Below are 23,037 nucleotides of genomic sequence, written 5' to 3'. Positions count from 1 at the left end.
TGCAAGCTCCGCTTCTGTCAGAACAGCAACATGATCCATCATCCCACTGCGAAAGGGGAGAGCGATGCGCCAGTTAGTACCCGTTGCGAATTACGACGAGAGGCCGAATAATTCCGAAGAGCAACCCGTCATTGCGCTCATTCCTGCCTACAACGAGGCCCGCTTCATCGGAAGCCTTGTGCTTGCGGTGCTACCTCTGGTTGACATGGTCATCGTTGTTGATGATGGCTCGACTGATCGAACAGCCGAACTCGCACGCCGTGCTGGTGCAGTCGTGGTCAAGCATGAATTCAATCAGGGCAAAACCACCGCAGTGAATACAGGCTTTACGCACGCCCTACAGTATGATCCTGCTGCGCTGGTTATGCTGGATGGCGACGGTCAACATTGTGCAACCGATATTCCGGCTGTGCTGGCACCAGTCCTGGAAGATCAGGCTGATGTGGTTGTTGGCTCGCGCTTTCTGGAAGTCAAAAACGACATTCCCATCTATCGACAGTTCGGCCAGCATGGGCTGAACGTCGTCACGAACCTGACCTCTGGTGTCTCGCTCAGTGATACCCAGAGCGGGTTTCGGGCGTTTTCGCGCACAGCCATCGAGCAACTCTCTTTCCGGCAGAGTGGGTTTGCGATTGAGTCTGAGATGCAATTCCTGTTGCGTGACCATCAACTACGGGTCGTCGAAGTACCCATCAATGTCACGTACGCCGAGCCTCCCAAGCGCAACCCTGTGAGCCACGGCATGCAGGTCATCAACTGCATCCTGCAACTCGTCGGCCAGAGTCGCCCCTTGCTCTTCTTTACCTCTGCTGGCCTGCTAGTACTGTTGGTAGGGTTCGTCCTGGGCTCTTATATCATCCACATTTATGTTGACACCAACGAGCTTGCGATTGGGTACGGGCTGATCACGGTCATCTGTTGTGTCGTTGGCGTACTGCTTATTTTTGCCGGGATCATCCTGCACTCGACGCGTGGCATGCTGCTCGATATGCAACAGTCACTGCTCAACCGCATGCTTCGCGAAGGCAAGAAACGATGAGCACCAGCGTGATCGTGGTGAGCTACAACAGCCGCCCCTATCTAGCGGCATGCCTAGAGGCGATCTGCGCCCAGCTTGGCCCCGAAGATGAGTTGATCGTTGTGGACAATGGCTCATCTGATGGCAGTGTGGCCCTGGTTGCGGCCCAATTCCCCTCGGCACGGTTGATCTGCGGCCCTAACACGGGCTATGCAGGGGGCAATAATCGAGGAGCCAACGCCGCCAACGGCACCTATCTGGTCTTTCTTAATCCTGATACAGTGGTGCGATCAGGCGCGCTTGCCGCACTGCTTGCACCGCTAAAGCATGAACCAGACGTGGGGCTAACCACCGCATGCCTGTTGCTCGGCGACCAACCCGAGACAATCAATGCCTGTGGCAATACGATGCATTACACCGGATTAACCTATTGCCGTGGGGCGGGGCAAGCGAGAACCGCATACACCAGGCCTGCCGATGTTGACGCCATCTCGGGCGCAGCTTTTGCCATACGGCGCGAACTCTTTTGCGCGTTGGGCGGCCTGGATGAGCGCTTCTTTATGTATGTTGAAGACAGCGACCTCTCATTGAGGGCACGGATCGCAGGGTACCGCATTCGTTATGTGCCCGAAGCCTTGGTCGAACATCACTACACCATGAAGTACAGCCCATCCAAGGCTTTTTACCTAGAGCGCAACCGGCACCTGATGCTGCTGAAGAATCTCCACTGGCCGACCTACATCCGGCTCCTCCCTGGGCTTCTGCTGAGTGAACTGGTCACAGGTGGCTACCTGCTCATGCGCGGGCCAGCGTACTGGACGGTCAAACCACGGGTTTATGCCTGGCTCTGGCGCAACCGCTGGGCAATCACGCGATCGCGCAAACACGTAGCGACCCTACGCCGACAGTCGGACGAGACTGTCCTTGCTTCGATGAGCGATCACCTGGAGTTTGAGCAAGTCGCATCGCACTGGCTCGCCAGCCTATCGAGCCGCATCTTCAATCCGATCTATCGTCTGATGCGCCCCATCCCGAGAAACAGGAGCACAGCGTAACAACATGGCTCTACGCATCGCCCACGTCACCGCCACCTTTCCACCCTACCGGGGCGGCACAGGCAACGTCTGCCTGCACAACGCCCGCGAGCTTGCGCGACGCGGCCACCAGGTTACGGTGCTCACCGCTGCGGCAGCAAATGCGGCTGCCTATGAAGAACGCGACGGGTTTGTAGTGCGGCGCTTACGGCCCCTGGTGCGCATTGGCAATGCCCCATTGCTGCCAGGGCTGTTTGCGGCGCTGCGCGGGTTTGACATCGTGCATTTGCACTATCCGTTCTTTGGCGGCGAGATGGCTGCGCTGTCCGCTCTGGCTACACGTACGCCACTGGTAGTAACCTATCAGCACGACGTCCTGTTGAATGGTTCGTTAGGCGTTCTAGCCTATGTGTTGAACCATAGCTTTGGGCGCCTGACTCTGCGCTCAGCAGCACGGGTACTCTTTTCCTCAGACGATTACGGCCGCGCTTCACATATACGCCCACTGCTGCACGGGCGCGAGGCATACATCGGCGCGTTGCCGAACGGTGTCGATGTAAAGATGTTCCAACCCGGTGATGGCGGTGAGCTACGTGAGCACCTGGGGCTGACGCCTGACGAGAAGATGATCCTGCTCGTAGCTGGACTTGACCGTGCGCACTACTTCAAGGGAGTGGAAGTTTTGCTGACAGCCCTTGCGTCGCTGCCACCCAATGTACGGGCTGTGATTGTCGGCGACGGCGACCTGAGGCCCGTGTATGAGACATCGGCAGCAGATCTGGGCCTTGCAGAGCGCGTACATTTTGCAGGACGAGTAAGCGACGCCGAGTTGCCAGGCTATTATCGGGCAGCCGATCTGGCTGTGCTGCCTTCAACCACCATGGGCGAAGCCTTTGGTCTCGTCCTCGTTGAAGCGTTAGCCTGTGGCACCCCGGTGATCGCCAGCGATCTGCCAGGTGTGCGCACCGTCGTCACCCACGGCGACGATGGGTTGCTGGTTCCCCCAGGTGATGCCACCACCCTGGCAAAAGCGCTTGACGCACTGTTGTGTGACACAAAACGCCGCCAGGCGATGGGCGTGCAGGGCCGAGCCAAGGTGATTGCCAACTATGCCTGGCCGATGATTGGGACACGGCTCGAGCAGATCTATGCCGAGGTGCTGGGAGGCTACAGATCCATAGTCAAAAACACGGCTGGAGATAGATCTTGATCAGCTCTCTACCCGTCAGCCAACTTGCACCACTCGACTACCGCTATGCCATTGATGGAGCGCTGGCGCTGCTGGGTAATGTGAGGCCCCTGGTTCGTTGTGAACAGCCGGAATTGGACGCCGAGTTGGCTCAACGTTTGCCGGTCTCGGATTATATGCAACACACCATCTATCCTTCGGCAGCACTCTGGATCGAGCCACAGCAAGTAAACTGGCAGCAGGTGCTCAATACGTTAGCCACGACCCTTCCACCGGGGACACAGCTGGCAATCATTGCCTCGCAACCTCTCGCTCGCCTGCTTCCCGATCGTCAAACCTGGCGAGGCGTCCCAATCGGAATCAAGCCTGGAGGCATCACCCGACTGGGTAACGGCCTCCGACGTGCAGGGTTCTATGTTCAGGCGAAATACGGTATCCACAGCGTATACGCCATTGGCCTGAACAGCCTGGGCGGGCTTATGACGCGAATTGGACGTGCAGATCTGCGTGATCGCCTGGAGTTCGCTGCGCGACTCGGTTATATGACGCACGGCGTCGCAATGCCTCTGGCCACCGTGGCACTCGTACTAGCATGCAAAAAAGCAACAGTAGTATGATCAGCACACCCGTCAAACCCGATGTCACAATTGCACACGCTGTAGCCAAATTGGACGCGTGGTTTGAAACGATGCGCGGACCTGGGGGCTATGGAGGCCCGGTCGCACACTGGTGGCAACAGAGCTTGCTCTACACTGGAGCAGGCCTGGACTGGCGCTATGAGGGCATTATCTCTGGATACCTGACCCTCTGGGAACGGACAGGGGCTGAGCAGTGGTTGGCAAAAGCCAGGCGGGCTGGTGACGATCTGGTGGCAGGCCAACTTCCCAACGGGCACTTTGTCGCCTCAGCCTTCGAGATTAACCCGGCCAGCGCTGGCACCCCCCACGAGGCCGCATGCGCTGGCGCATTGCTGCTGCTGGCCCTCGCACTACGCCAGGCCAAACGGGAGGGATGGCACGTATATGCCACGGCTGCCCAACATAACCTGGAGCAATTTTACCTTGGCCAACTCTGGGACAAGGCAGCACGCAGCTTCCGCGACAGCCCGCTTGTCCCTTCCTTCGTACCCAACAAGGCGGCTACTGCCTGCGAGACGCTCTTCCTGCAGGCCGAACTGAGCGGTGAAGCGCACTGGATTGAGCAGTACGCCCTGCCAAACCTTGATCGCATCCTGGCGCACCAGGTACGCGGCGGTTCGTACGATGGCGCGATTGCCCAGAATAGCTTTGGGGAACGGGTCGTCGACAAATATTTCCCAGTCTACATTGTGCGCTGTGTACCGGCGCTGTTACGCGGCTTCACCTACACGCGCCAGGAGCGCTACCTGGATGCAGCAATCCGGGCTTTGCTCTTTGTTCTGCGCCAGGTCGATGTCACCGGAGCTTTGCCCACCGCAATCTACGCCAACGGACACAAATCACACCACCCAAGCTGGATAGCACCATTGGGCGATGTGCTCTATGTCATCACGTTGCTGCGCCCCCATGGACTAATACTTGCCACCACCGCCATCGAAGCACGTCTGCTCGCTGGTCAATCACCGACAGGTGGCATTGCAACTGCGACTGGCTTTGCCGGCCAGGCGAACAAACGCCCAAGCCAGATCCCCGACTTCCGCGATCTGCTGCCGGTAGCAGGTTGGTGCCACAAAGCCTTCCGCTACCTGGCAAGCTGCGTGACCGGCGAACTTCCAGTGGTGACAAGCGCCACCTATGAAACCGAATGCACCTTTGGCGGGCGATGCCTCCACTACCGTGAGACCCCGGATCTCATTGAAGCCTGCAACGGACAAGAGCCTCGCTATCGCTGGTTCAAAAGCGCATCCCGACCCGAGGTTGCCCGTGAAGAATTCTGGGTAAGGTAACTCGCAACGCTGAAATCAGCATAAACGAAGATAAGAAGATTCAGATCATGCAAAGAATTACCCATTTCGTGACCAACATTCATGTAAAAATATTAAAATTCGATTTTGATAAAATAGCACTTTTGATTATTATAATAGCTTCACTTATACCAATATGGTCGGTTCGATTTTTGCCTTTTTATGACTATCATCAGTGGGTGTTCCAAGCACACGTATTACAAAATTATGATCAATACAAAAATTTTTATTCCGTATCCTTTGCGCCAACCCCAAATCTTGGAAGCACTCTTTTTTCGCTGGCAACAACAAGTTTTTTCAATGCAGAAATAGGATCTAAAATTGTAATATCCATGTATATCATAGCAATGATTCTGGTTTTTGCCAAAACAAATGTTGATTTTGTTAAAAAATCAACGCCTGCTTCATGGTTAGGTGTGTTTTTTGCTTATAACTATTTTCTTTATAATGGATTTTTAAGCTTCACAATCGGAATTCCATTACTAGTTTACGGAATATATGTTGTAAATAAATTTGGAAGTTTTTTACATACTACACATTTAGCCGCATTAACTATTATCTCGATGCTGTGTTATTTGTGTCACTTATTTATTTATATTCCTCTGATTATCTTTGTCGCTATTACCTTATGGACAAGAAGAATACAGCCATGGCATGTAGCTATGACACAAATTCCTGTGATAGCGATGTTATTGTGGTATACTATATCTCGAATCGCAGGTCATCATGGTTCATCTGGGATAGTATATTACGAATCGGTTTTAAATAAATTAGCATCTTTAATACTTCCTTTACTGTCTTTTCAACGCATTGATCCCTTCCCAAGTCCTCTCCCTATCTCTATTCTTAATATATTGTATGCGATTATCTTGATTATCATGTTGATTTACTCCTTTTATAATAAATCCATTATTAAAAATAAAGAGTTGGTTTTGACATCGATAATTCTTTTTGTAATTGCAATCGCAATGCCTTTCACATTTTTCATGGGCATGGGTGCGGTTGACCAGCGTTTCGGCTTCATAGCCATGATAGTGTTAGCTCTGGGATTTAAAACAACGACTGTTTCACGTACTGTAAATTATACTGTTTTGGCAATTATCATGGCCTTCATTAGCGCACATGGGGTAATATTTCAAGCATCTGACAGACAACTCTCTGCAATGTACGAATCTATCCAGGCTGTGCCTTCCGGGGAAAGTGTCTATTCCCTGTCGATACGGCAACCACCCATCTATGGTAACTGCTCACAACAGGACTACTTGAATATAGGTAATGGTATATTTCCGTTGCAATGGTTTTCTGTCTATAGTGTTATTTATGGAAAACCGATGCCTGTACATACGTTTAGTACAGCAGCTTTAACTTTGCAAAAAGAAATTGAACCAGCACTAAAATTTGAAGAAATTGACCCCACACTAAAATTTAATTTGCTGCAAAAATTTACTCGAGAAAACCTGATTCAAATTCAAAATCACCCCCCTAGATCAAATTATATATTTCTCTTTGGATGCAGTAGCAATATCTATGATGCGGCATCAATCCTTTCAGATTCCTATGACACAATGCAAGCTGAAAAATATCTGATCGTGATGAAAGCTAAACCTCTTGATAATTAGTGGATATTGAATGTGCCGTAAGGTCATTCAGGTCAATCAAAGTACTAAGTTGACAAGCAGATACGTGTCGAGTTTGCGCAATCCTCGGTAAGATCGAGTGAGTTCCACAAAACACATGTTTAATAAACTAAAGCCCAACCTCTCCAATATGCATGCTGCGTTGCTCCTGATGGGCTTGACAGGCGTTGTTATTCATAACTGGCGGCTCTGGCAACAAGATCGGGCGCTGGCCGACCGGTTGCGCGCCGAGCACCCACCTGTACCGACACTAATCCGCACGCCAAAGGTTAGTACACTCGTAGCGGCCTGGAACGAGGGTTCACAGATCGAGGCTCACCTGCGTTCGTTTCTGGAACTGACGTACCCCGACATTGAACTGATCCTCTGCGCTGGTGGCACTGATGAGACCTATGTACGGGCGCTGCGCTACGCCGGGCCACATGTGACCGTCATCGAGCAGCAACCTGGTGAGGGCAAACAGCGCGCCCTGGCCCGTTGCCTCGAATATGCAACTGGCGAGATTGTTTACCTGACTGATGCTGACTGCCTGTTTGATGATGAGGCGCTGACTCGCCTGTTGGCCCCGCTGGTGAACGAGGGCGAGCAGGTTGCAACCGGTAGTTCACGCCTGCTTGATGAGCAGATGGAACAGATCTTGCCGCGCCATCTATGGGCTGCAGAAATGGTCAGCGATGCGCACCGCTCGACGATCAGCGACGGACTACTGGGCAGGAATGCAGCCCTGACACGGAACGCCATCGCACACATTGGAGGACTGAACTATCAAGCTCCAACCGGCACCGACTACCAACTTGCCAAGCGATTGTTGCAGATAGGTTTGACGATCCGGTTTGTCCGTGAGAGTGTTGTGTCTACCGGGTACCCAGAAACCTTCATCACCTACCAGCGCAAGCAATCGCGATGGTTGCGCAACCTGCTGATCTATGGTCCAGTCTACGAGGCATGGAAAGATGTAGCCGCTACACGACGTACGCTTGCGATCGGGCTCGGGATGCTGCTACTGCCAGTGGTTGGGTTACGCCTGAGACCAGTGCTGCTGCTCTGGTTCCTACTGCTTTCTCACGGTATGTTGGCTCGGCTCCGCTACGCTAGCTTTAGTACACGACTAAGTGGGCACCCGGTACCAGCCATGTTGTTTGCGGCAATACCAGCCCTAACCATGGCTGATGTTGTCGTCTGGTCGATGCCTTTACTTGATCTCATTGATAGTGCGAGAAGAAGCCGGTGGTAATGCCATTGAAGCAGCGGCATGGCACCGTTGCTCTGATCGCCAAGCCTGGTGGCCCGCATACTGGCGTAGGGCGCTATGTGCAGATGCTGCAGAGTGGCCTGGAGGCCGAGGAATATATGTGGCCCGTGTGGCCCCTGCGTCACCACCGCTGCCGACAATGGCGGACTTTGCCCTACAGCGTCTAGGTATGGATGTTTGCACATTCTTCATGCATTGTTGTAAAGGGAGTATTATCAATGATAACTTTGGATTATCTGATGAAGCGTCTATCTGGACTCTACTCATACTTAGAAAATCGCAGTCTTTCGATGTATTGGCAAGCCAGAGCCAAACAAGTAATTGAAGGGGTACAAATCTCATCTCGTGATCATGTTCTTGAGATCGGGTGTGGAGTTGGTCTTTGGACGTCATTTTTTACACCCCGATCGAGATCCTTTGTTGCAATTGATTTAGACAAAGGATTTACGAAATATATCAAGTCATGGAAGGCTCCATGTGGTTTATTACATCCAACACACTCAGCTCACATTGGTGTAGCGAATGCCGAGCAACTTCCGTTCTTGAGAGATACCTTCTCACGTATTATTGCCATTGACGTCATTGAGCATGTACCTGATGACCGCGCTATGGTAGAAGAGATGTACCGCGTGCTTGCTCCAAATAGCAGATTAGTTTTAACGACTTTGCTGGCTGATCGTCCTTCGTATTTTCAAAGGATGAACTTTGAGGATCATAAACGTGAATATTCTCAAGATGGTTTATGTGAATTAGTAAAAAGCGTTGGTTTTGATATTGAAAAATACTTTTATTTCTACTTTACACCAACTCTTTTTGCAAGAGAAATACAGGTTTTCATTGAAAGCAAAGCCATAGGCCGCTTTATAGGAGTGTCACTAATGGTTGGGTTAATACTTCGGATGATTTCTAGTATAGAAAAGTTTTTTTGCTTTGGTAGACCTGGTGGTATAGGCGTTGTTGCTGTAAAATCTTAGCACCGTCATCATGAAACAGCCTACTAGTCATAGTCAGTGGCACGGCACCATTGCACTGATCGCCAAGCCTGGTGGCCCGCAGACTGGCGTAGGACGCTATGTGCAGATGCTGCAGCATGGCCTGGAGGCGGAAGGGCTTCGCGTAAGCCGTGTGGCACCAATTGCACCGCCGTTGCCCTCCATGGTCTACTTTGCCTTACGGCGACTTGGGGCAGATGTGCGAACTTTCCTGATGAATTACCCGGTCTGGGCAGATTATCCGTCCGCTGATGTGTATCACCTGACCAGCCAGAATCTGGCCACACTGCTGCTCTTTCGTCGACCCCCTGGACGAGTGATCGTGACCGTTCACGACATCATCCCTTACATGCTGCGCAACAACCCGCAACTCAGTACCTACCGCACCTTTGCCGACCGGCTTTTTGATTGGTTGGCAATGCGAGGTTTGCACCGCGCCGACCACCTTGTGGCTGACTCGCACTATACAAAGCAGACTCTCATTGAACACCTGGGCCTGGCACCGGAGCGGATCAGCGTGGTTCACCTGGGGATTGACCATGAGCGCTTTCAGCCCCGGGTCGTAACAGAAGAACTACGGATACACTATGGCCTACCGTCAGGACAACGGTATCTAATCTATGTTGGCTCGGAAGATCCTCGCAAGAATCTTGGCACCCTGCTCCAGGCCCTGTCCATTGTGCGGAGGCAACACCCCGAAGTGGAGTTGATCAAGGTGGGACGCGCCCACTTCATGGCTGAACGCCAACGATTGGTTACACTCGCCGAGGAGCTAGGCATCAGCACCGCCATCCACTGGCTCGACGAGGTGCCAGAGGAGGATCTGCCGGCCCTCTACAGCCTGGCCGATCTCTGTGTGATGCCCTCACTCTACGAGGGCTTTGGCTTTCCAGTGCTGGAGGCCATGGCATGTGGAACGCCGGTGGTGGCAGCCAACGCTGCCTCGCTGCCGGAATTGGTGGGGGATGCGGGGGTGTTGATCGATCCGACCGACGTAAAGGGACTTGCCGATGCGCTTGGTTCCGTCCTTGATGGCGCTCTGCTCCGAGAATGGGTCTGCCTTGCTGGACCGAAGCGAGCCGCCATGTATACCTGGGAGCGCACCGTTGCTGAAACCACCGCGTTGTATCAGAAAGAACTGTATGAGCGACCAGCAACACACGTTCAAGCGGTCTAGAGATCAATCCCACATGCAAGTTGAACTTGTAGCTCACAATCCGATTCATTCCGTGAGTGGGATAGGACGCTATGTGCGAGAATTATACGCTCATCTTCAGCAATGTATAGCCGTGAGAATCGTCCACCCTGTAAATCTACCGTTAGCAGATCGATTCGAAGTACTTCGTCACTTTCCGGTTGGTCTTTCACAACACCAGCCGGGCAGTATTGTACATTTCACGCAAATCATGGGCTGTGCCCAGATGCTTTGGCGTCCTTTTCGGCCAGCGATTGCAACTGTCCATGATCTTGGTGTGCTTGTGTGTCCTGAGGACAGCCCTTTACACAACCCTATCAGTCGTCGTGTCTTATCAGTTCAACTTGCTGGTCTTCGCAAGATGAATTACTACGCGGTTAATTCAATTCAAACCCGCGATGATCTTATTGAGCGACTTGGCATTGACGAGAGGCGCATCCATCATGTGCAACTTGGTGTGGATATTGAACACTTTCGTGTTATCCCTGATGCACATAGCCGTCTCGCCGCAACCTACGGACTACATTCCCTTGATGAACGATTCAATCTTCTCTACGTAGGTAGTGAGTTACCACGAAAGAATGTCGGCATGATTATCGAGTCCCTTGCTATCTTGCGAGCTAGGGGCTATCCCGTCCGCTTGCTTAAAGTAGGCTCCCCAGGAGGGCAACGCTGGCGAGATCTTCTGATCGAACAGATTGTGCGCCTCAAACTTGAGGATGCGGTTATCTTTTTCGATGTGGTACCAGAGGAAGATTTACCTCTTTTTTACAACATCGCCGATTTGTGTGTGACTGCTACACTTTTGGAAGGTGGCTTCGCGTGGATGGTCATGGAGGCACTCGCTTGTGAGAGGCCCGTTGTAGCAACAACGGCTGCAGCAATACCCGACGATGCGCGACCTGCGGTAAGCGTAGTACCAACACGTAATCGAGAAGCGCTTACCGATGCGATTGCCACATGCCTTGATAACAGTGAGTTGCGTCGGCAGATGGGTCAGCATGGGTTAAACGTCATCGGCAATTACGACTGGTCTCGCACAATCCGTGAATTACTGCAACTGTACGCTATCATCGCCAAAGAGTCGTTATGAGCAACACAAGACCACTATATATTTTTGGCTCATCTGGACACGCTCGTGAAGTTGCTGCCTATGCACAAATCTCCGACCCTACACGACGGATTGTGTATGTAGATCCACACAACCAGGGAGAGGATATTATCAGCCTCGAAGCATACTACGAAGCGAACAAGATATCGCCAGGAGAAACTGTCATCGGTGCTGGAAGTGGTGCTATTCGCCGAAGAATGATGCATGAGATCCGTCCCCCATTCGCCACCATTATCCACCCTAGTGCGGTGGTGCTTGGGTCAATCGGACCGGGATGTGTGATTGCGCCTGGGGCTGTGGTTGCACCGAATGCACGGCTCAGCGCAATGGTGCTTGTCAACTACAACGCGACCATTGGTCATGACACCTTGGTTGAGACTCTCGCAGTAATTGGACCAGGGGCTGCCGTGGGTGGGTGGTGTCGGGTTGGGTCGGCTGCCTACGTCGGCGCTGGCGCACTTATTCGAGAGCGCCTTCAGATAGGTGATGATGCCGTTATTGGTATGGGTGCGGTAGTCGTCAAAAATGTACCAGATAACGCTATCGCAACAGGGGTTCCGGCTGTATGGCGAAGCTAAATACACTGAACTGTGAGGATCATGATGACTAGAGATCCGAAGTTATTCCAGAGTACATCGTCTGCATTTCATACCGAAGACAGCACGCTTGCATCACGCCGCTTCTTGCCAGTCGCCGAACCTGCACTCGTAGGCAATGAAATCGCCTATGTCAATGAAGCCCTTTCCTCAACTTGGATCTCTTCATCTGGAAAGTACATCGAGCAGTTTGAACAAAAGTTTGCAGATTTCTGTGGAACAAGTCATGCTATCTCCTGTTGTAATGGCACCGCAGCACTTCATATCGCGCTATTGGCACTTGACGTAGGCTCCGGTGATGAGGTAATCGTACCAACCCTGACCTTTGTTGCTACGGCAAATGCTGTCTCTTACTGTGGCGCAACACCAATTTTTGTCGACTCCGAACCAACGACATGGAATATGGATCCAGCAGCAATCGAGGCGCTGATTACGCCTCGCACAAAGGGAATCATTGCGGTTCACCTCTTTGGGCATCCCGCTGATATGGATCCGATCATGGAGATCGCAGCGCGATACAACCTGTTTGTCGTAGAGGATGCTGCTGAAGCGCATGGAGCCGAATATAAGGGGCGTCGAGTGGGCAGTATTGGTCATATCGGAACTTTCAGCTTTTTCGGCAACAAAATCATCACATCTGGCGAGGGTGGTATGACTGTGACTAATGATGCAAATCTTGCCTCACGTATGCGTCAACTCAAAGGCCAGGGGCAGGACTTCAAGCGTCGTTATTGGTTTCCTATCATCGGCTATAACTATCGCATGACAAATATTCAGGCTGCAATTGGACTTGCACAGATGGAGCGAGTTGATTGGCATATTGCACAGCGCTGTGCGAATGCCCAATTATACCGGGATAATCTGGGCAATCATCTGAGCTTTGTCCTGCAACCGGAATTGCCAGGTTGTAAAAATGTATACTGGATGAATAGTATTGTTTTTAATGAGAACTTTCCATATAATCGTGATACAGCAATGGAAAAACTGTCTCAGCAGGGCATTGAAACACGTCCCTTTTTCTATCCGATGCATATATTGCCGCCTTATCAGCATTTATCCAACAAACGTGTCTTCCCAGTTGCCGAAACAGTAGCAGCACGAGGTATAAACATACCTTCTTCAGCTTTATTGACTGAGAGAGAGATCAAGTACGTTGCTGAAACACTCAGTTGTTTGGCGAACGGGGATGAATAGTGAAAAGGTTAAAGTTGCACAAGCCCCCTGCTGATAGTCAGCGGCGTTAACACTCGATTTCTGCCACTGCGCCGTCATGATCTAAAACACAACAATCGAAACTAGTACATGATGATCACATTGATTGCCGATATTCAATGACAACACAAAAGCACATCTTTGTGGCTATGCTTGGTCTGATAGCCCAAATTGTCACCGTTACCATTGGATTTTTGCTAACTCCACTGCTACTACGACAACTTGGCGTTGATCAGTTTGGGATTTGGGCAACGCTTAACGTAATCATTGCATATGAGAGCTTGAGCGATCTAGGTATTACTACGGCGATTGTTATGTTTGTCAATCAGAGTAGTGACGACGATGAGCGTCTTCGCTTGATCAATACTGGTATTTTGATAAATACCGGACTTACACTTTGCTTTATCCTAGTACTTGTCTGGCAACAAGAGTGGTTGTTAGGTCAATTGTTCAAGGTTCCCTATGAACTTCTACCTCTAGCCAACCAAGCCTTTGATCTTACCCTATTTACTTTGTTGGTTATGGTTATCGCCCGAACCCTAGCTGCCGCACTTGATGCATTACAATACGTTGATTTGCGTTATCTGATTGACATAGTAGGAATGTTTGTGTGGGGGTTGACACTCTGGATTGTCATTGATGATGAAGCTAGTGTAGTTGGCGTTGCAACTGTTAGCCTTGGCGTAGGATTCCTGCGAGTTGTGATGATGGCAATAGGTCTTTATCTTATATATCCTGCCTGGAGATTCCGTTTTGGGATATCAAGACAGAAGATTCGTCCGATCATTCGCTATAGTTTAAATTCACAGGGTGCAAGCCTGGGCCAGAGTATCTCAGAGCCACTGCTCCGCAGTTTCATTGGTGCTGGGCTTGGATCAGCTAGTGTTGGAACAGTGCAAATTAGCAGTTCCCTGGCAGCTATACCAAACTCGTTGGCCCAATCAATGGTAGCTGCGCTCTTTCCGGCAATAGCCAGGCTCCACAGTCAAAACCGTCATGACGAGATTGCGAGTCTAGCTGCACAGTATCTGCGTTACGTTATCTATCTCATCGTCCCACCGAGTTTGATGCTATGCCTTGTTGCACACGATCTGGTTGAAGTCTGGCTTGGTCAGCCCTACCCAGAAGTCGTGCTTTCTATACAGATCTTAGTCATTGCGTTCACAACCCGAGCACTGACCATGATCCCATGGCGTATTTGTTGGGGCACTGGTTATAGCAACCACAACTCTGTTGCGATGGCTTTACATATTATCGGTCTATTCATAGGAAGCATGGCCCTGCTCACCTCCAACGTGGTATCACTTGCTGGTCTACTGCTTATTTACGTAGGCAGTCTTATGATGAGCGCCATATACCTGTTCTGGCGCACCGGCCAGATTTTGCCCCAATTGTTGTCTAAACATAGTCAAGAGTTACTGAGCACAATTATTCGGACACTAGCTGTAGGTAGTGTGGGGTTAATAATCTTTATTATCATTGTTTCCTTACTAAAGTTGAGTTCACTGTCAATCATCATCGTGTCGGCACTGATTACGATTGGGATCTATGGAGGTATTATTGGACTAGTGCTTCCACGCACCGAACTTAACCAAATACTTGCTATGGCGCAACATGCGCTTGTTTCTTTTCAAGGTCGTTCATAATTTAGCACAAGGCCCATTATAATATCTCCGGAGAAATACATGGAATCGATAATCGTCGTGATTAAAACATCTCCGAATTGTACAATGGAAACAGAAAAATCAATTTTAGCTAGTATCAATAAAGCATCAGGGCATATTTGCAGTGATTTTTTTACCACCCCCTACGCGTCAATTGCGTTGTATCGACGACCAAATACCAGTGATATTGCAATTATGGAGTTTGAGGATCATATTTTTTGCATTGACGGCTACGTAGAACCTCTACATAGAACCCCCTCAGACATAGAACTAGCACCCGACAAAGTTATACCTGCACTCACTAGCAACATCTCTACTCTCATGCGCAATCTCTCAGGTTCATTTATCCTATTGGCGCTGGACAATGCTGAACAACGCTTGATCGCTGCAACCGATCGATTGGCTTCACGCCCGCTCTACTTGGCGGAACTGCCCGGCCTTTTGTTGATCGCCACTGATATTTGTGCACTGCTATCGCTACCAGGTGTTCGTTATCACCTTGACCCTGTTGGCATCGCACAATTTATTCGGCTGCAGATGATCATTGATGATCGTACCATTTACCAGGAAATTCGAACCCTCGATCCTGCCAGCCTGCTGAGTATCGATCTTCGCACCGGTAAGTATGCGAAGTATTGCTACTGGCATATGCAACCCGGATCGGCATACGAATCAGATGATGAAGCAACTGCGGCTATAGTGACGGCGTTTAGAAATGCTGGTCAACGAATTACCCGCGATGCTGGTCGGAGTGCGCTTTTGCTCAGCGGTGGAGTTGACTCACGGATGGTTCTGGCTAGTATCACACCTTATCTCAACGACTGTACCTGTATGACCTTTGGGCCAGACTTAACTGATGAAGGTGAAGTAGCGCAGGCCCTGGCTAGACAGACGCAACTACCCTGGAAGCTTATCAAGCAATCGGCATCTGATTACTGGGAGCAACTTGAGGTAGTTCTACCTTCTTTGCAGGGCATGTTTTCCTTGGCTCATACCCACACATGGAAAACCGTAAGCTATAGCAGCGCGATAGGCTTTACGACCATTTTTGATGGCTGGGGGATAGACGCATTCTTAGCAGGAAGCTATATGCCAAAGCATCATTTCACCATCTGGGGACATAAGTTTTATAGTTATAACTTTCCTAAGATTGCGAATCAGACCGAGGCGCAACACTACTTACTAATGACCCTTGACTGTCATATGGGTGATTTTGCCAATAGCTATCTCTCTCCAGGCTACTACACAGCCTGGGACATGGCGTCTCAGTTGATCGAAAACCAGGTGAGCCAAGTGTCAATACACTGGAAAGATCCTCTCGAACAAATGGAGAAGGTTTTGACAGGTTTAATGGGACGCTTTCGATCGCAACCTATGCTCCGGTCTATTCGGACTCATGCGCGACAACGCTCCCCACTCTTCGATGCCGAGATCCTTGATACATATCTACGCCTTACGCCACGCCAGCGCTTTCTTGGGCCAGTTTACCGTGCGGCACTGCAACAACTTTCTCCAGCTATGGCTCGGATGCGTTATGCCAACACAGGTGCATCGCTCTTTGCTCCGCCACTAATCCAAGCGTTTCACCTTCAAGTGCGACAGTTCTGGCGTGCAAACCGTGAACGTATACGTCTGACTCTTAATCACATGGGCATCAAACATTTGATTCGACAGCGAAGTTATGGAAGTTATGCTCATTTATCTGAATTACTTAATGAATTGAGTAACGGCGTCAGTGAAGGAGCGCAACGAGCCCGTAGTGTGCTGATTGATGGACCGTTGGTGGAACTAGGCTGCATTGATCGTCAGCGTGTGATTGATAAACTCAATTCCTCAAAGCACTCCGATCTAGAAACGCAGACACTGATCTCCCTCACAACACTAGCAACTTGGCTTGATCGGTATCCTGCGCAGAGCTAACTTCTAGCTTTCGGTAGCCTAGTGAACCTGAAGCGAACTCTGACACGTCCTTGTATCTCCAAATTCTTTGTTTGAGCCGACAGAATTTAGAACTATGCTTAGCAAATTCCTCTTTCCGCTAATCATGCTTGGGTTTCTGATCGCCACCAGCCTTGCTGAGACGAGAATTGTATTAGCAAGCCAGGAAACAGCTTGTATCGTGCAACAGCGCACACATAGCACCCTTACAGCCCTATGTCAGCCGGGATGGTTCTCTGCGACTGACCGCATTCAGATCGTTGGATCGGGAGTTATGCAGTATGGGGAGAACCCCGGTGACGTTCTGCAACGAGCCAAGAGTATTCCTAATACTACTGTCCTGTTTGATACAGGCAATGATCAGCACATTGAACTGGCAATCAGTTTCAGCCTTGTCGAGAACTATCTCGCTGCAGCAATTTTTGATGATCAAAATGGAGATCGAAAAGTTGCTTATCAGATTGAGGGAGAACAAGTGCAAATCCTGGAGCCAGGACCTACGATGACAATCTATGGTCATGATGGTTGGTTAGAAGACCAAGATCTATTTAACTGGAATCTAGATATCGAGATCGATGGGCAAGTCTCCTCTACAATGCTTGACGAAATTTATATGGATCGTATAGCTCTAGATAGTACGATACATACTCGTATCTACGTTCGTGATAATAATCGTAATGGATTGCCTGAAATAGAGTGGCGAAAGTCTAGGCCCAACGTACCATCAAGTTGGAACGTCATTCGTACTACCGTGATTGTTAACACCGAAGATGACGAGTTTCCTTTAGAACCAGGTAGACCCTGGTATTTGATCTCGCCTGAACGCTGGCAGCTTACCAAGAATTATGGTACTAGCAAACCACCACTTATTGTTGATTGGGCAGAAGCACGAATAGAATTGCTGAATGAGTTTGTCGCCTCACGTACCAATCCCGGCAACTTCTTCGTTTACACATTCCATCCACTTGAGGAAGGAGTGGTATCGAAATCTAACTGGGAAGATCCGTTTGCCTTTTACAATTTCTCTGGGATCAATGATGAAGAGAGCCGTACCTACCCAAACGTACTAATTCGCATAGCTCATTTCCATCAAGGAGAATTTTCAGATGATATTAACGACCATCTACCTACTTCGGTGCAACAAATTGACTACACATGGCGCTTCACGCCAGTGACTGCATCTGCACCAATCTGGGACTATCGACTCAGTATTGCCGGACGGGTATCAATAACAGAGACGTACCCACTAGGCCCATTTACCACCAATACGATCCCCTTCTCGAAACTACCAGCCTGGGTTATGCAACAGCCCTGGGATTACACCACATTTGTCGCACGGGAAGGGCCAGGTATCCAGAATACAGAAGGCATTGGTGCAATCTGGACAATTCTGGAGTCTGCACGACCAACTGGCACGCAATTCCTGACAGGAAGAATAGATGAGTTCACATCTGGGCATTTTGACGAAATTCCAGTCGGCTGGCGTGGAGAGTTTGGTATGCTCGGGGGAGTTATCCCTGAGTTATGCGTTAGCCTAATCGATCAGCGTGTCCATCTGCTTCAGGCTGAGTTTGGCCTATGGGCTGTCGATGACGGATATACGATAAGTTACTACCGTGATCCCAATTCCTCATGTATTAATCGCTGGCAAGTAATCGGTGATCAGAGCAAAAAAGAGCAATTATTTCATATAGAAAATCATTTAGTGTATAGCACTTCTGACCAAATCTTCGTCAAGCAACTCGTCCCTGGCACTAATACGATTACATTTCTACCGCCACACAACATTGCTTCCTGGCAAGAAGCCAGGGCATCTGCGCCAACCCCATCCCAAAGCGAGAACTGCGTCACACGGGGGTCCACCTCTGATGACCAGTCTTTACTACCCTGCACACTTAAGTCAATGTTCGATCTTGCCGATGGACGCCTAATCTCAGCAATGTATGCAAAGATGAGTAATTACCGAGCGGATCAAGCCGGGCGTGCGAGTTTCACACTCGAGATTACTCCTGGATCACACCATAGAGGTCTTGAAGTTATGGGTATATCCAAAATCGATCCATCTGGCTCATACCGCATAACGTTTCAAGACGGTATCTTCAAAGCACAGAAGATCACTCCACCCAATCCATCAGTTACCCTCAGCACAACTGAGTTGACGCAGTACGAGGCCGGGGCAATGACCTTACATCTGCACAATGATGGGCTCACAGATCTACCAGCGGCAACAATCGAGATCTGGGGCACCCCAGAATCTGGCTCTGCAATGCTGGTAATGACGCGCACCCTCGCACTACTGTCCCAGCAGAGCCAGGATCTCTTGCTGAGTTGGACACCTCCAATGGCCGGCGATTGGACATTGATGCCTATCCTGCGATCAAGCGGGAATGAAGTCTGGGAGTTGCCATCAACTCGTGTATCAGTTCAGCCAACCGAGGCAAGTGACCCGTTAACCCTTCTCAAGGCGAGCAGCACGGCAGCCATGCTGGGTTTCACGCTAGTAGGATTGCTTGGATTGACCATTCTCGCAGTGTTCGCTTTTGCTAGTCAGTGGTCACGTCGTGGACTGGAGCAATGCGATGATCCAGACTAATCGCGCTTCTCATCAAAATCCCTGGCTCTGGTTTGGCCCGCTCCTCTTTATGATCGTCGTTGGGGCCTATTTTGTCTTCCGCTATCAGGGACATTGGGCTGAGACCGACTCAGCAGTTTTCACACGTGTGATTCGTGATGTTAGCCAGGCAGGGCGTCTCATTCCAACGGAAGAGGGCAGCCTGGTCTATCCGAATGGCTACTCGTTTCAGGCTATCTCCGCTTTCATTGTCGCAATCACTGGCCTCGAAGTCAGGGCGCTTCAACAACTCGTCTACCCAATCCTGAGCGCCCTCGTCATCCTTCCAGCGTGGATCCTCTATCGTGAAGTGACAGGTAGTGGGCGCGGGGCCGTGATTGCGACGATCCTGCTCTTTATGCAACCAGAGTTTCTCTTTGTGATTCTACGCAGCTCCCACGAAAAATTTACACGCATTCTCATGTTCCTCTGTCTCTTCTTTCTCGTGCGTAGTTTTCGTCTAACCCACCGGCCAGGTTTGTTCGCTACAATGATCGCGTTGTTTTATCTCGCTACTTATGCTTTCATTGCGAGCAATTCACTGCTGGCGCACTCTTTTCTCTTTGCTATTGCCTCTACGCTTGGCTTCGTGGCCTTACTCAACCGCTTTTCTTCATTCAAGCTTCAGCAAAGCCATATCACTGCACGCCTCGCGTATGTGCTGATCATTTCAATCGTCTTGAACTATCTTTTTATGTTCTACCTCTACCCACCAGTGCAACATCAATTCGGCGTCTTCACAGACACATGGTCACGTCTTGCGGCACTGCTGTTTGATGTGCAGGCGGACAGTGTCAACCCCTATACATATGTTGGTGGCGCCTGGATCAATCTGTGGGTCTATTTTCTCGTGAGCATCGCCAACTGGATCATTTTAGGGGCATCTTTCATGATCTGGGCAGTCCAGGGATGGCGCTGGCTGCGTTATGGCCGCCCGCCGCAGGGCCTCACCCGTCAGTTCATCTGGTTGCTCTATGCAGCCTTTGCCCTACAGGGAGGGTTGTCAATCATTGTTGATCTCAGCGGATCACTAGCAAGCAACATACAGCACCGTATCTTTCCTTCGTTTTCGATCCTTGCTGTCGCCATTGTTGCATCGGCCCTGGCTGATTGGAGACCTCAACGGCATCAACGCCTTGTGCAGTGGTCATCTGCGGCAGTCATCAGTATTGTGGTTTGCTTATCAGTGTTGAAAGCCACCGTAGAGCCTGCTGTTGGCAATAAGTGGATGTTCTATCAACCAGAAGAGATCATTGCGCTGACCTGGAGTGAAAACCATTTACAGCAAACGCAACTCTGGATCGAGTATGATGAACGTTTATCAGTTGCTTGGGCTACTAGCATCGATCGGTCTGTGCAGCAGAACAGGATGCGAGTCGGTGTAACTGAACCAACGTTGCCTATACGAAGCTTCCTGCTCACCGATATAACCCGCCTGCGCAGCAGTCGCCTCGAACAACCGCTACCTATCCCCTATGACGCCCAGCGTGTCTACGACAATGGCAGTGCTGAGCTCTATCGGCTGCGGCCACGCACACCCTTCCAGAAATGACCCACCCTATGCGCATTGGCTACCTCACCTACGGCCTTGACCGCGCACCGACGGGGATCGGGCGCTATGCGGTGCAATTGCTTGAGGCGTTGACGGCGCTGCCGGATGGGCCTGATCTGGTGCTGCTGACGACCGAGCAAGCCGATCACCACGGGCTCTGGGGGCGCTTCGAGCGGTACGCCTTGCCTGGTTGCCGACTCCTGCCTGCCCTGATGACCGCAGGCAACGCCGCCGTCAGCGTCGCTGCCGCTCGTCTCGGGCTCGACGTGATCCACGATCCCAACGGGGTTGCGCCGTTTCTCGGGCCTGCGCTGGGGGTGCGTCGGGTGGTGACGATCCACGATGCGGTGCCTTTTCGCTTTCCGGCGCAGCATAATCGCCTCGACAATTGGCGCTTTCGTATGATGTTGCCCCTGGCGGCGCGGTGCGCCGATGCGGTGATTACAGTGAGTGCGAGCGCACGACAGGATCTAGCCCACTTTCTCAGGTTGCACGAACATAAGATATATCTCACTGGTGAGGCCGCCGGATCCGAATTTGCGCCGGCGTCGCCTGAGGCAGTGGCGGCAGTGCTTACGCGACTGGGCGTGCAACAGCCCTATCTGCTCTATCTGGGTGGCCTCAATGGGCGCAAGAATGTCGAGCGGCTGCTGGCGGCTTTTGCCGAGGTACGCCGCGCCCATCCTGCGCTGACGCTGGTGATCGTCGGCAAACGGCAGTGGCGCGCCGAGGGCATTGAAGTGGCGCTGGCGCAGTATGAACTGGAGCCGTATGTGCGCTTTACGGGCTATCTGCCTGACGCTGATGTGCCGCTGCTCTATAGTGGCGCAACGGCGTTTGTCTTTCCTTCGCTCTACGAGGGCTTTGGCCTGCCCGTGCTCGAAGCAATGGCCTGCGGCGCACCGGTGGTGACGTCGAATGTGTCGTCGTTGCCCGAGGTAGCCGGTGATGCGGCGTTGCTGGTTGATCCATGCGATACGGCGGCCATTGCAGCCGCAATCAGGCGTATAATAGAGGAGCCAGGTCTGGCCGAGCGGTTGCGGACACGCGGCCTGGCGCGTGCAGCTCAGTTTAGCTGGGAACGCACAGCCGAAGAGACCCTGGCCGTCTATCACCGTCTCAATGAAAAGCAACCATCAGGAACATTCCGCCCATGAGCACGGTAAGCTATGAGACCAACGAAGCCCCACCAGAATTGCGCAGTACGATCTGGCCCTGGCAGGTCGCTGATCTGATTCTTGTGGCGGAACTAATGATCCTGTTGCCAGGGTTGCTCTTTTTGCCATGGCCCTGGCTACGCATTCCGCTTGGCATCTTTGCGGTCCTGCTGGCACCGGGCTACGCGCTCACGGCTGCACTTTTTGTTGGGCGCGAGGATCTCGATGGCATCGAGCGGGCGGGCCTGAGCATAGGGCTAAGTGTCGCGCTGATCCCCCCGCTGGCGCTGGTGCTCGACTGGCTACCCTGGGGCATCCGGCCAATGCCGATTGCGATCGGGCTTGCGGTGATGACCTGTACCTTTTGCGTGATTGCCGGGGTACGCCGTCATCTGCATCGCGACCCCTATAAAATGGTGCCCTATGAAGAACTGCGGCTGCGAACCTGGCGCATGACGCCAGCGGGCATGGCCGCTGTGGGGGCGCTCATCGTCGTGGTAGTGTGGGCAACGATCGTCTATACCGTCATTCTGACGACGCCAACCCGCTTCACCGAGTTTTATGCGCTTGGGGCTGGCGGGTTGGCCGAAGACTATCCGCGGGTAGCGGTGGTGGGCGAACCAGTGACGGTCACCCTTGGCATCAACAATGAAGAGGGGGCCACCCGTACCTACCGCATCGAAGTGCAAAGCAGCGAAGAGAGTTTGGCAAGCGTTGGCCCATTTGAAATCGCTGATGGCATGGCATGGACCGAAGCCATCACTTTTGCGGTACCTACCCCTGGCAATGATCAAGCGATTGATATCCTGCTCTTTACGCATGAAGATCCAGAGCCATATCGCCAATTGCGGCTCTGGCTAGATGTACGAGGCCAGCCATGACAGCAGCGCTCACGCTTCGGCGTTTTGTTGCCAGCCCACAGCACATCTTCTGGCTC

19 protein-coding genes are annotated in these 23,037 nt (G+C 51.3%); all 19 read left to right on the top strand.

Translation table 11 applies throughout. The features are described from left to right. Positions 1-64: 64 nt before the first annotated feature. Positions 65-1,039 (top strand): glycosyltransferase family 2 protein, encoded by a 975-nt coding sequence (locus A9Q02_RS09715; protein ID WP_097652413.1) that lies wholly within the window; start codon positions 65-67, stop codon positions 1,037-1,039. Continuing rightward, positions 1,036-2,073, top strand: a complete 1,038-nt coding sequence (locus A9Q02_RS09710) for a glycosyltransferase family 2 protein (RefSeq protein ID WP_097652411.1) — start codon at positions 1,036-1,038, stop codon at positions 2,071-2,073. The genes A9Q02_RS09715 and A9Q02_RS09710 overlap by 4 nt, the downstream gene beginning before the upstream one ends. A gap of 4 nt (positions 2,074-2,077) precedes the next feature. Continuing rightward, the gene (locus A9Q02_RS09705) at positions 2,078-3,262 is read left to right on the top strand and encodes a glycosyltransferase family 4 protein (RefSeq protein WP_097652410.1); all 1,185 of its coding nucleotides are present in this window, start codon (positions 2,078-2,080) and stop codon (positions 3,260-3,262) included. Further along, positions 3,259-3,858 (top strand): hypothetical protein, encoded by a 600-nt coding sequence (locus tag A9Q02_RS09700; protein WP_097652408.1) that lies wholly within the window; start codon positions 3,259-3,261, stop codon positions 3,856-3,858. Before A9Q02_RS09705 ends, A9Q02_RS09700 begins: the two co-directional genes overlap by 4 nt. Then, complete coding sequence (locus A9Q02_RS09695; protein ID WP_097652406.1) at positions 3,855-5,165, top strand: hypothetical protein; 1,311 nt, start codon at positions 3,855-3,857, stop codon at positions 5,163-5,165. The genes A9Q02_RS09700 and A9Q02_RS09695 overlap by 4 nt, the downstream gene beginning before the upstream one ends. A gap of 47 nt (positions 5,166-5,212) precedes the next feature. Beyond that, complete coding sequence (locus A9Q02_RS23685) at positions 5,213-6,802, top strand: hypothetical protein (protein WP_141508817.1); 1,590 nt, start codon at positions 5,213-5,215, stop codon at positions 6,800-6,802. 115 nt (positions 6,803-6,917) lie between these two features. Beyond that, positions 6,918-8,054 carry a glycosyltransferase family 2 protein gene (locus A9Q02_RS09685; RefSeq protein WP_097652403.1) on the top strand — a complete coding sequence of 379 codons (1,137 nt, stop codon included), beginning with the start codon at positions 6,918-6,920 and terminating at the stop codon, positions 8,052-8,054. Further along, positions 8,054-8,239 carry a hypothetical protein gene (locus tag A9Q02_RS09680; RefSeq protein WP_097652401.1) on the top strand — a complete coding sequence of 62 codons (186 nt, stop codon included), beginning with the start codon at positions 8,054-8,056 and terminating at the stop codon, positions 8,237-8,239. Before A9Q02_RS09685 ends, A9Q02_RS09680 begins: the two co-directional genes overlap by 1 nt. Positions 8,240-8,290: 51 nt before the next feature. Next, complete coding sequence (locus A9Q02_RS09675) at positions 8,291-9,046, top strand: class I SAM-dependent methyltransferase (RefSeq protein ID WP_172450842.1); 756 nt, start codon at positions 8,291-8,293, stop codon at positions 9,044-9,046. Between the two features lie 10 nt (positions 9,047-9,056). Beyond that, a complete protein-coding gene (locus tag A9Q02_RS09670) occupies positions 9,057-10,241 on the top strand; it encodes a glycosyltransferase family 4 protein (RefSeq protein ID WP_097652397.1) in 1,185 nt (394 codons plus the stop codon). Continuing rightward, positions 10,207-11,352 (top strand): glycosyltransferase family 4 protein, encoded by a 1,146-nt coding sequence (locus tag A9Q02_RS09665; RefSeq protein WP_172450840.1) that lies wholly within the window; start codon positions 10,207-10,209, stop codon positions 11,350-11,352. Before A9Q02_RS09670 ends, A9Q02_RS09665 begins: the two co-directional genes overlap by 35 nt. Further along, on the top strand, positions 11,349-11,948 hold the full coding sequence (locus tag A9Q02_RS23680) for an acetyltransferase (RefSeq protein ID WP_141508815.1): 600 nt from the start codon (positions 11,349-11,351) through the stop codon (positions 11,946-11,948). The genes A9Q02_RS09665 and A9Q02_RS23680 overlap by 4 nt, the downstream gene beginning before the upstream one ends. A gap of 21 nt (positions 11,949-11,969) precedes the next feature. After that, a complete protein-coding gene (locus tag A9Q02_RS09655) occupies positions 11,970-13,160 on the top strand; it encodes a DegT/DnrJ/EryC1/StrS family aminotransferase (protein WP_245860483.1) in 1,191 nt (396 codons plus the stop codon). A 137-nt stretch (positions 13,161-13,297) separates the two neighbouring features. After that, positions 13,298-14,824, top strand: coding sequence for an oligosaccharide flippase family protein (locus tag A9Q02_RS09650; RefSeq protein WP_097652389.1), 1,527 nt, complete (start codon positions 13,298-13,300; stop codon positions 14,822-14,824). Positions 14,825-14,863: 39 nt separating this feature from the next. Then, positions 14,864-16,762 (top strand): asparagine synthase-related protein, encoded by a 1,899-nt coding sequence (locus A9Q02_RS09645; RefSeq protein WP_097652387.1) that lies wholly within the window; start codon positions 14,864-14,866, stop codon positions 16,760-16,762. A 94-nt stretch (positions 16,763-16,856) separates the two neighbouring features. Next, positions 16,857-19,373 (top strand): hypothetical protein, encoded by a 2,517-nt coding sequence (locus A9Q02_RS09640; RefSeq protein WP_097652385.1) that lies wholly within the window; start codon positions 16,857-16,859, stop codon positions 19,371-19,373. Continuing rightward, entirely contained in the window at positions 19,360-20,943 is a 1,584-nt protein-coding gene (locus tag A9Q02_RS09635; RefSeq protein WP_097652383.1) for a hypothetical protein, read from the top strand. The genes A9Q02_RS09640 and A9Q02_RS09635 overlap by 14 nt, the downstream gene beginning before the upstream one ends. An 8-nt stretch (positions 20,944-20,951) precedes the next feature. Further along, on the top strand, positions 20,952-22,100 hold the full coding sequence (locus A9Q02_RS09630) for a glycosyltransferase family 4 protein (RefSeq protein ID WP_172450838.1): 1,149 nt from the start codon (positions 20,952-20,954) through the stop codon (positions 22,098-22,100). After that, complete coding sequence (locus tag A9Q02_RS09625) at positions 22,097-22,981, top strand: DUF1616 domain-containing protein (RefSeq protein WP_097652379.1); 885 nt, start codon at positions 22,097-22,099, stop codon at positions 22,979-22,981. The genes A9Q02_RS09630 and A9Q02_RS09625 overlap by 4 nt, the downstream gene beginning before the upstream one ends. Positions 22,982-23,037: the final 56 nt, after the last annotated feature.

This window comes from Candidatus Chloroploca asiatica (assembly GCF_002532075.1).
Classification (GTDB): Bacteria; Chloroflexota; Chloroflexia; order Chloroflexales; family Chloroflexaceae; genus Chloroploca; species Chloroploca asiatica.
Note: the sequence above shows the minus strand (reverse complement) of the source record. Positions and strands in the feature narration are given on the sequence as shown.

Excerpts from the sequence above, each read along its gene's own strand:
- A9Q02_RS09695 (WP_097652406.1), top strand. The coding sequence starts at position 3,855 with ATGATCAGCACACCCGTCAAACCCGATGTCACAATTGCACACGCTGTA.
- A9Q02_RS09680 (WP_097652401.1), top strand. The coding sequence starts at position 8,054 with ATGCCATTGAAGCAGCGGCATGGCACCGTTGCTCTGATCGCCAAGCCT.
- A9Q02_RS09705 (WP_097652410.1), top strand. The coding sequence starts at position 2,078 with ATGGCTCTACGCATCGCCCACGTCACCGCCACCTTTCCACCCTACCGG.
- A9Q02_RS23685 (WP_141508817.1), top strand. The coding sequence starts at position 5,213 with ATGCAAAGAATTACCCATTTCGTGACCAACATTCATGTAAAAATATTA.
- A9Q02_RS09650 (WP_097652389.1), top strand. The coding sequence starts at position 13,298 with ATGACAACACAAAAGCACATCTTTGTGGCTATGCTTGGTCTGATAGCC.
- A9Q02_RS09625 (WP_097652379.1), top strand. The coding sequence starts at position 22,097 with ATGAGCACGGTAAGCTATGAGACCAACGAAGCCCCACCAGAATTGCGC.
- A9Q02_RS09645 (WP_097652387.1), top strand. The coding sequence starts at position 14,864 with ATGGAATCGATAATCGTCGTGATTAAAACATCTCCGAATTGTACAATG.
- A9Q02_RS09715 (WP_097652413.1), top strand. The coding sequence starts at position 65 with ATGCGCCAGTTAGTACCCGTTGCGAATTACGACGAGAGGCCGAATAAT.
- A9Q02_RS09710 (WP_097652411.1), top strand. The coding sequence starts at position 1,036 with ATGAGCACCAGCGTGATCGTGGTGAGCTACAACAGCCGCCCCTATCTA.
- A9Q02_RS09675 (WP_172450842.1), top strand. The coding sequence starts at position 8,291 with ATGATAACTTTGGATTATCTGATGAAGCGTCTATCTGGACTCTACTCA.
- A9Q02_RS09630 (WP_172450838.1), top strand. The coding sequence starts at position 20,952 with ATGCGCATTGGCTACCTCACCTACGGCCTTGACCGCGCACCGACGGGG.
- A9Q02_RS09635 (WP_097652383.1), top strand. The coding sequence starts at position 19,360 with ATGATCCAGACTAATCGCGCTTCTCATCAAAATCCCTGGCTCTGGTTT.
- A9Q02_RS09655 (WP_245860483.1), top strand. The coding sequence starts at position 11,970 with ATGATGACTAGAGATCCGAAGTTATTCCAGAGTACATCGTCTGCATTT.
- A9Q02_RS09670 (WP_097652397.1), top strand. The coding sequence starts at position 9,057 with ATGAAACAGCCTACTAGTCATAGTCAGTGGCACGGCACCATTGCACTG.
- A9Q02_RS09665 (WP_172450840.1), top strand. The coding sequence starts at position 10,207 with ATGAGCGACCAGCAACACACGTTCAAGCGGTCTAGAGATCAATCCCAC.
- A9Q02_RS09640 (WP_097652385.1), top strand. The coding sequence starts at position 16,857 with ATGCTTAGCAAATTCCTCTTTCCGCTAATCATGCTTGGGTTTCTGATC.
- A9Q02_RS23680 (WP_141508815.1), top strand. The coding sequence starts at position 11,349 with ATGAGCAACACAAGACCACTATATATTTTTGGCTCATCTGGACACGCT.
- A9Q02_RS09685 (WP_097652403.1), top strand. The coding sequence starts at position 6,918 with ATGTTTAATAAACTAAAGCCCAACCTCTCCAATATGCATGCTGCGTTG.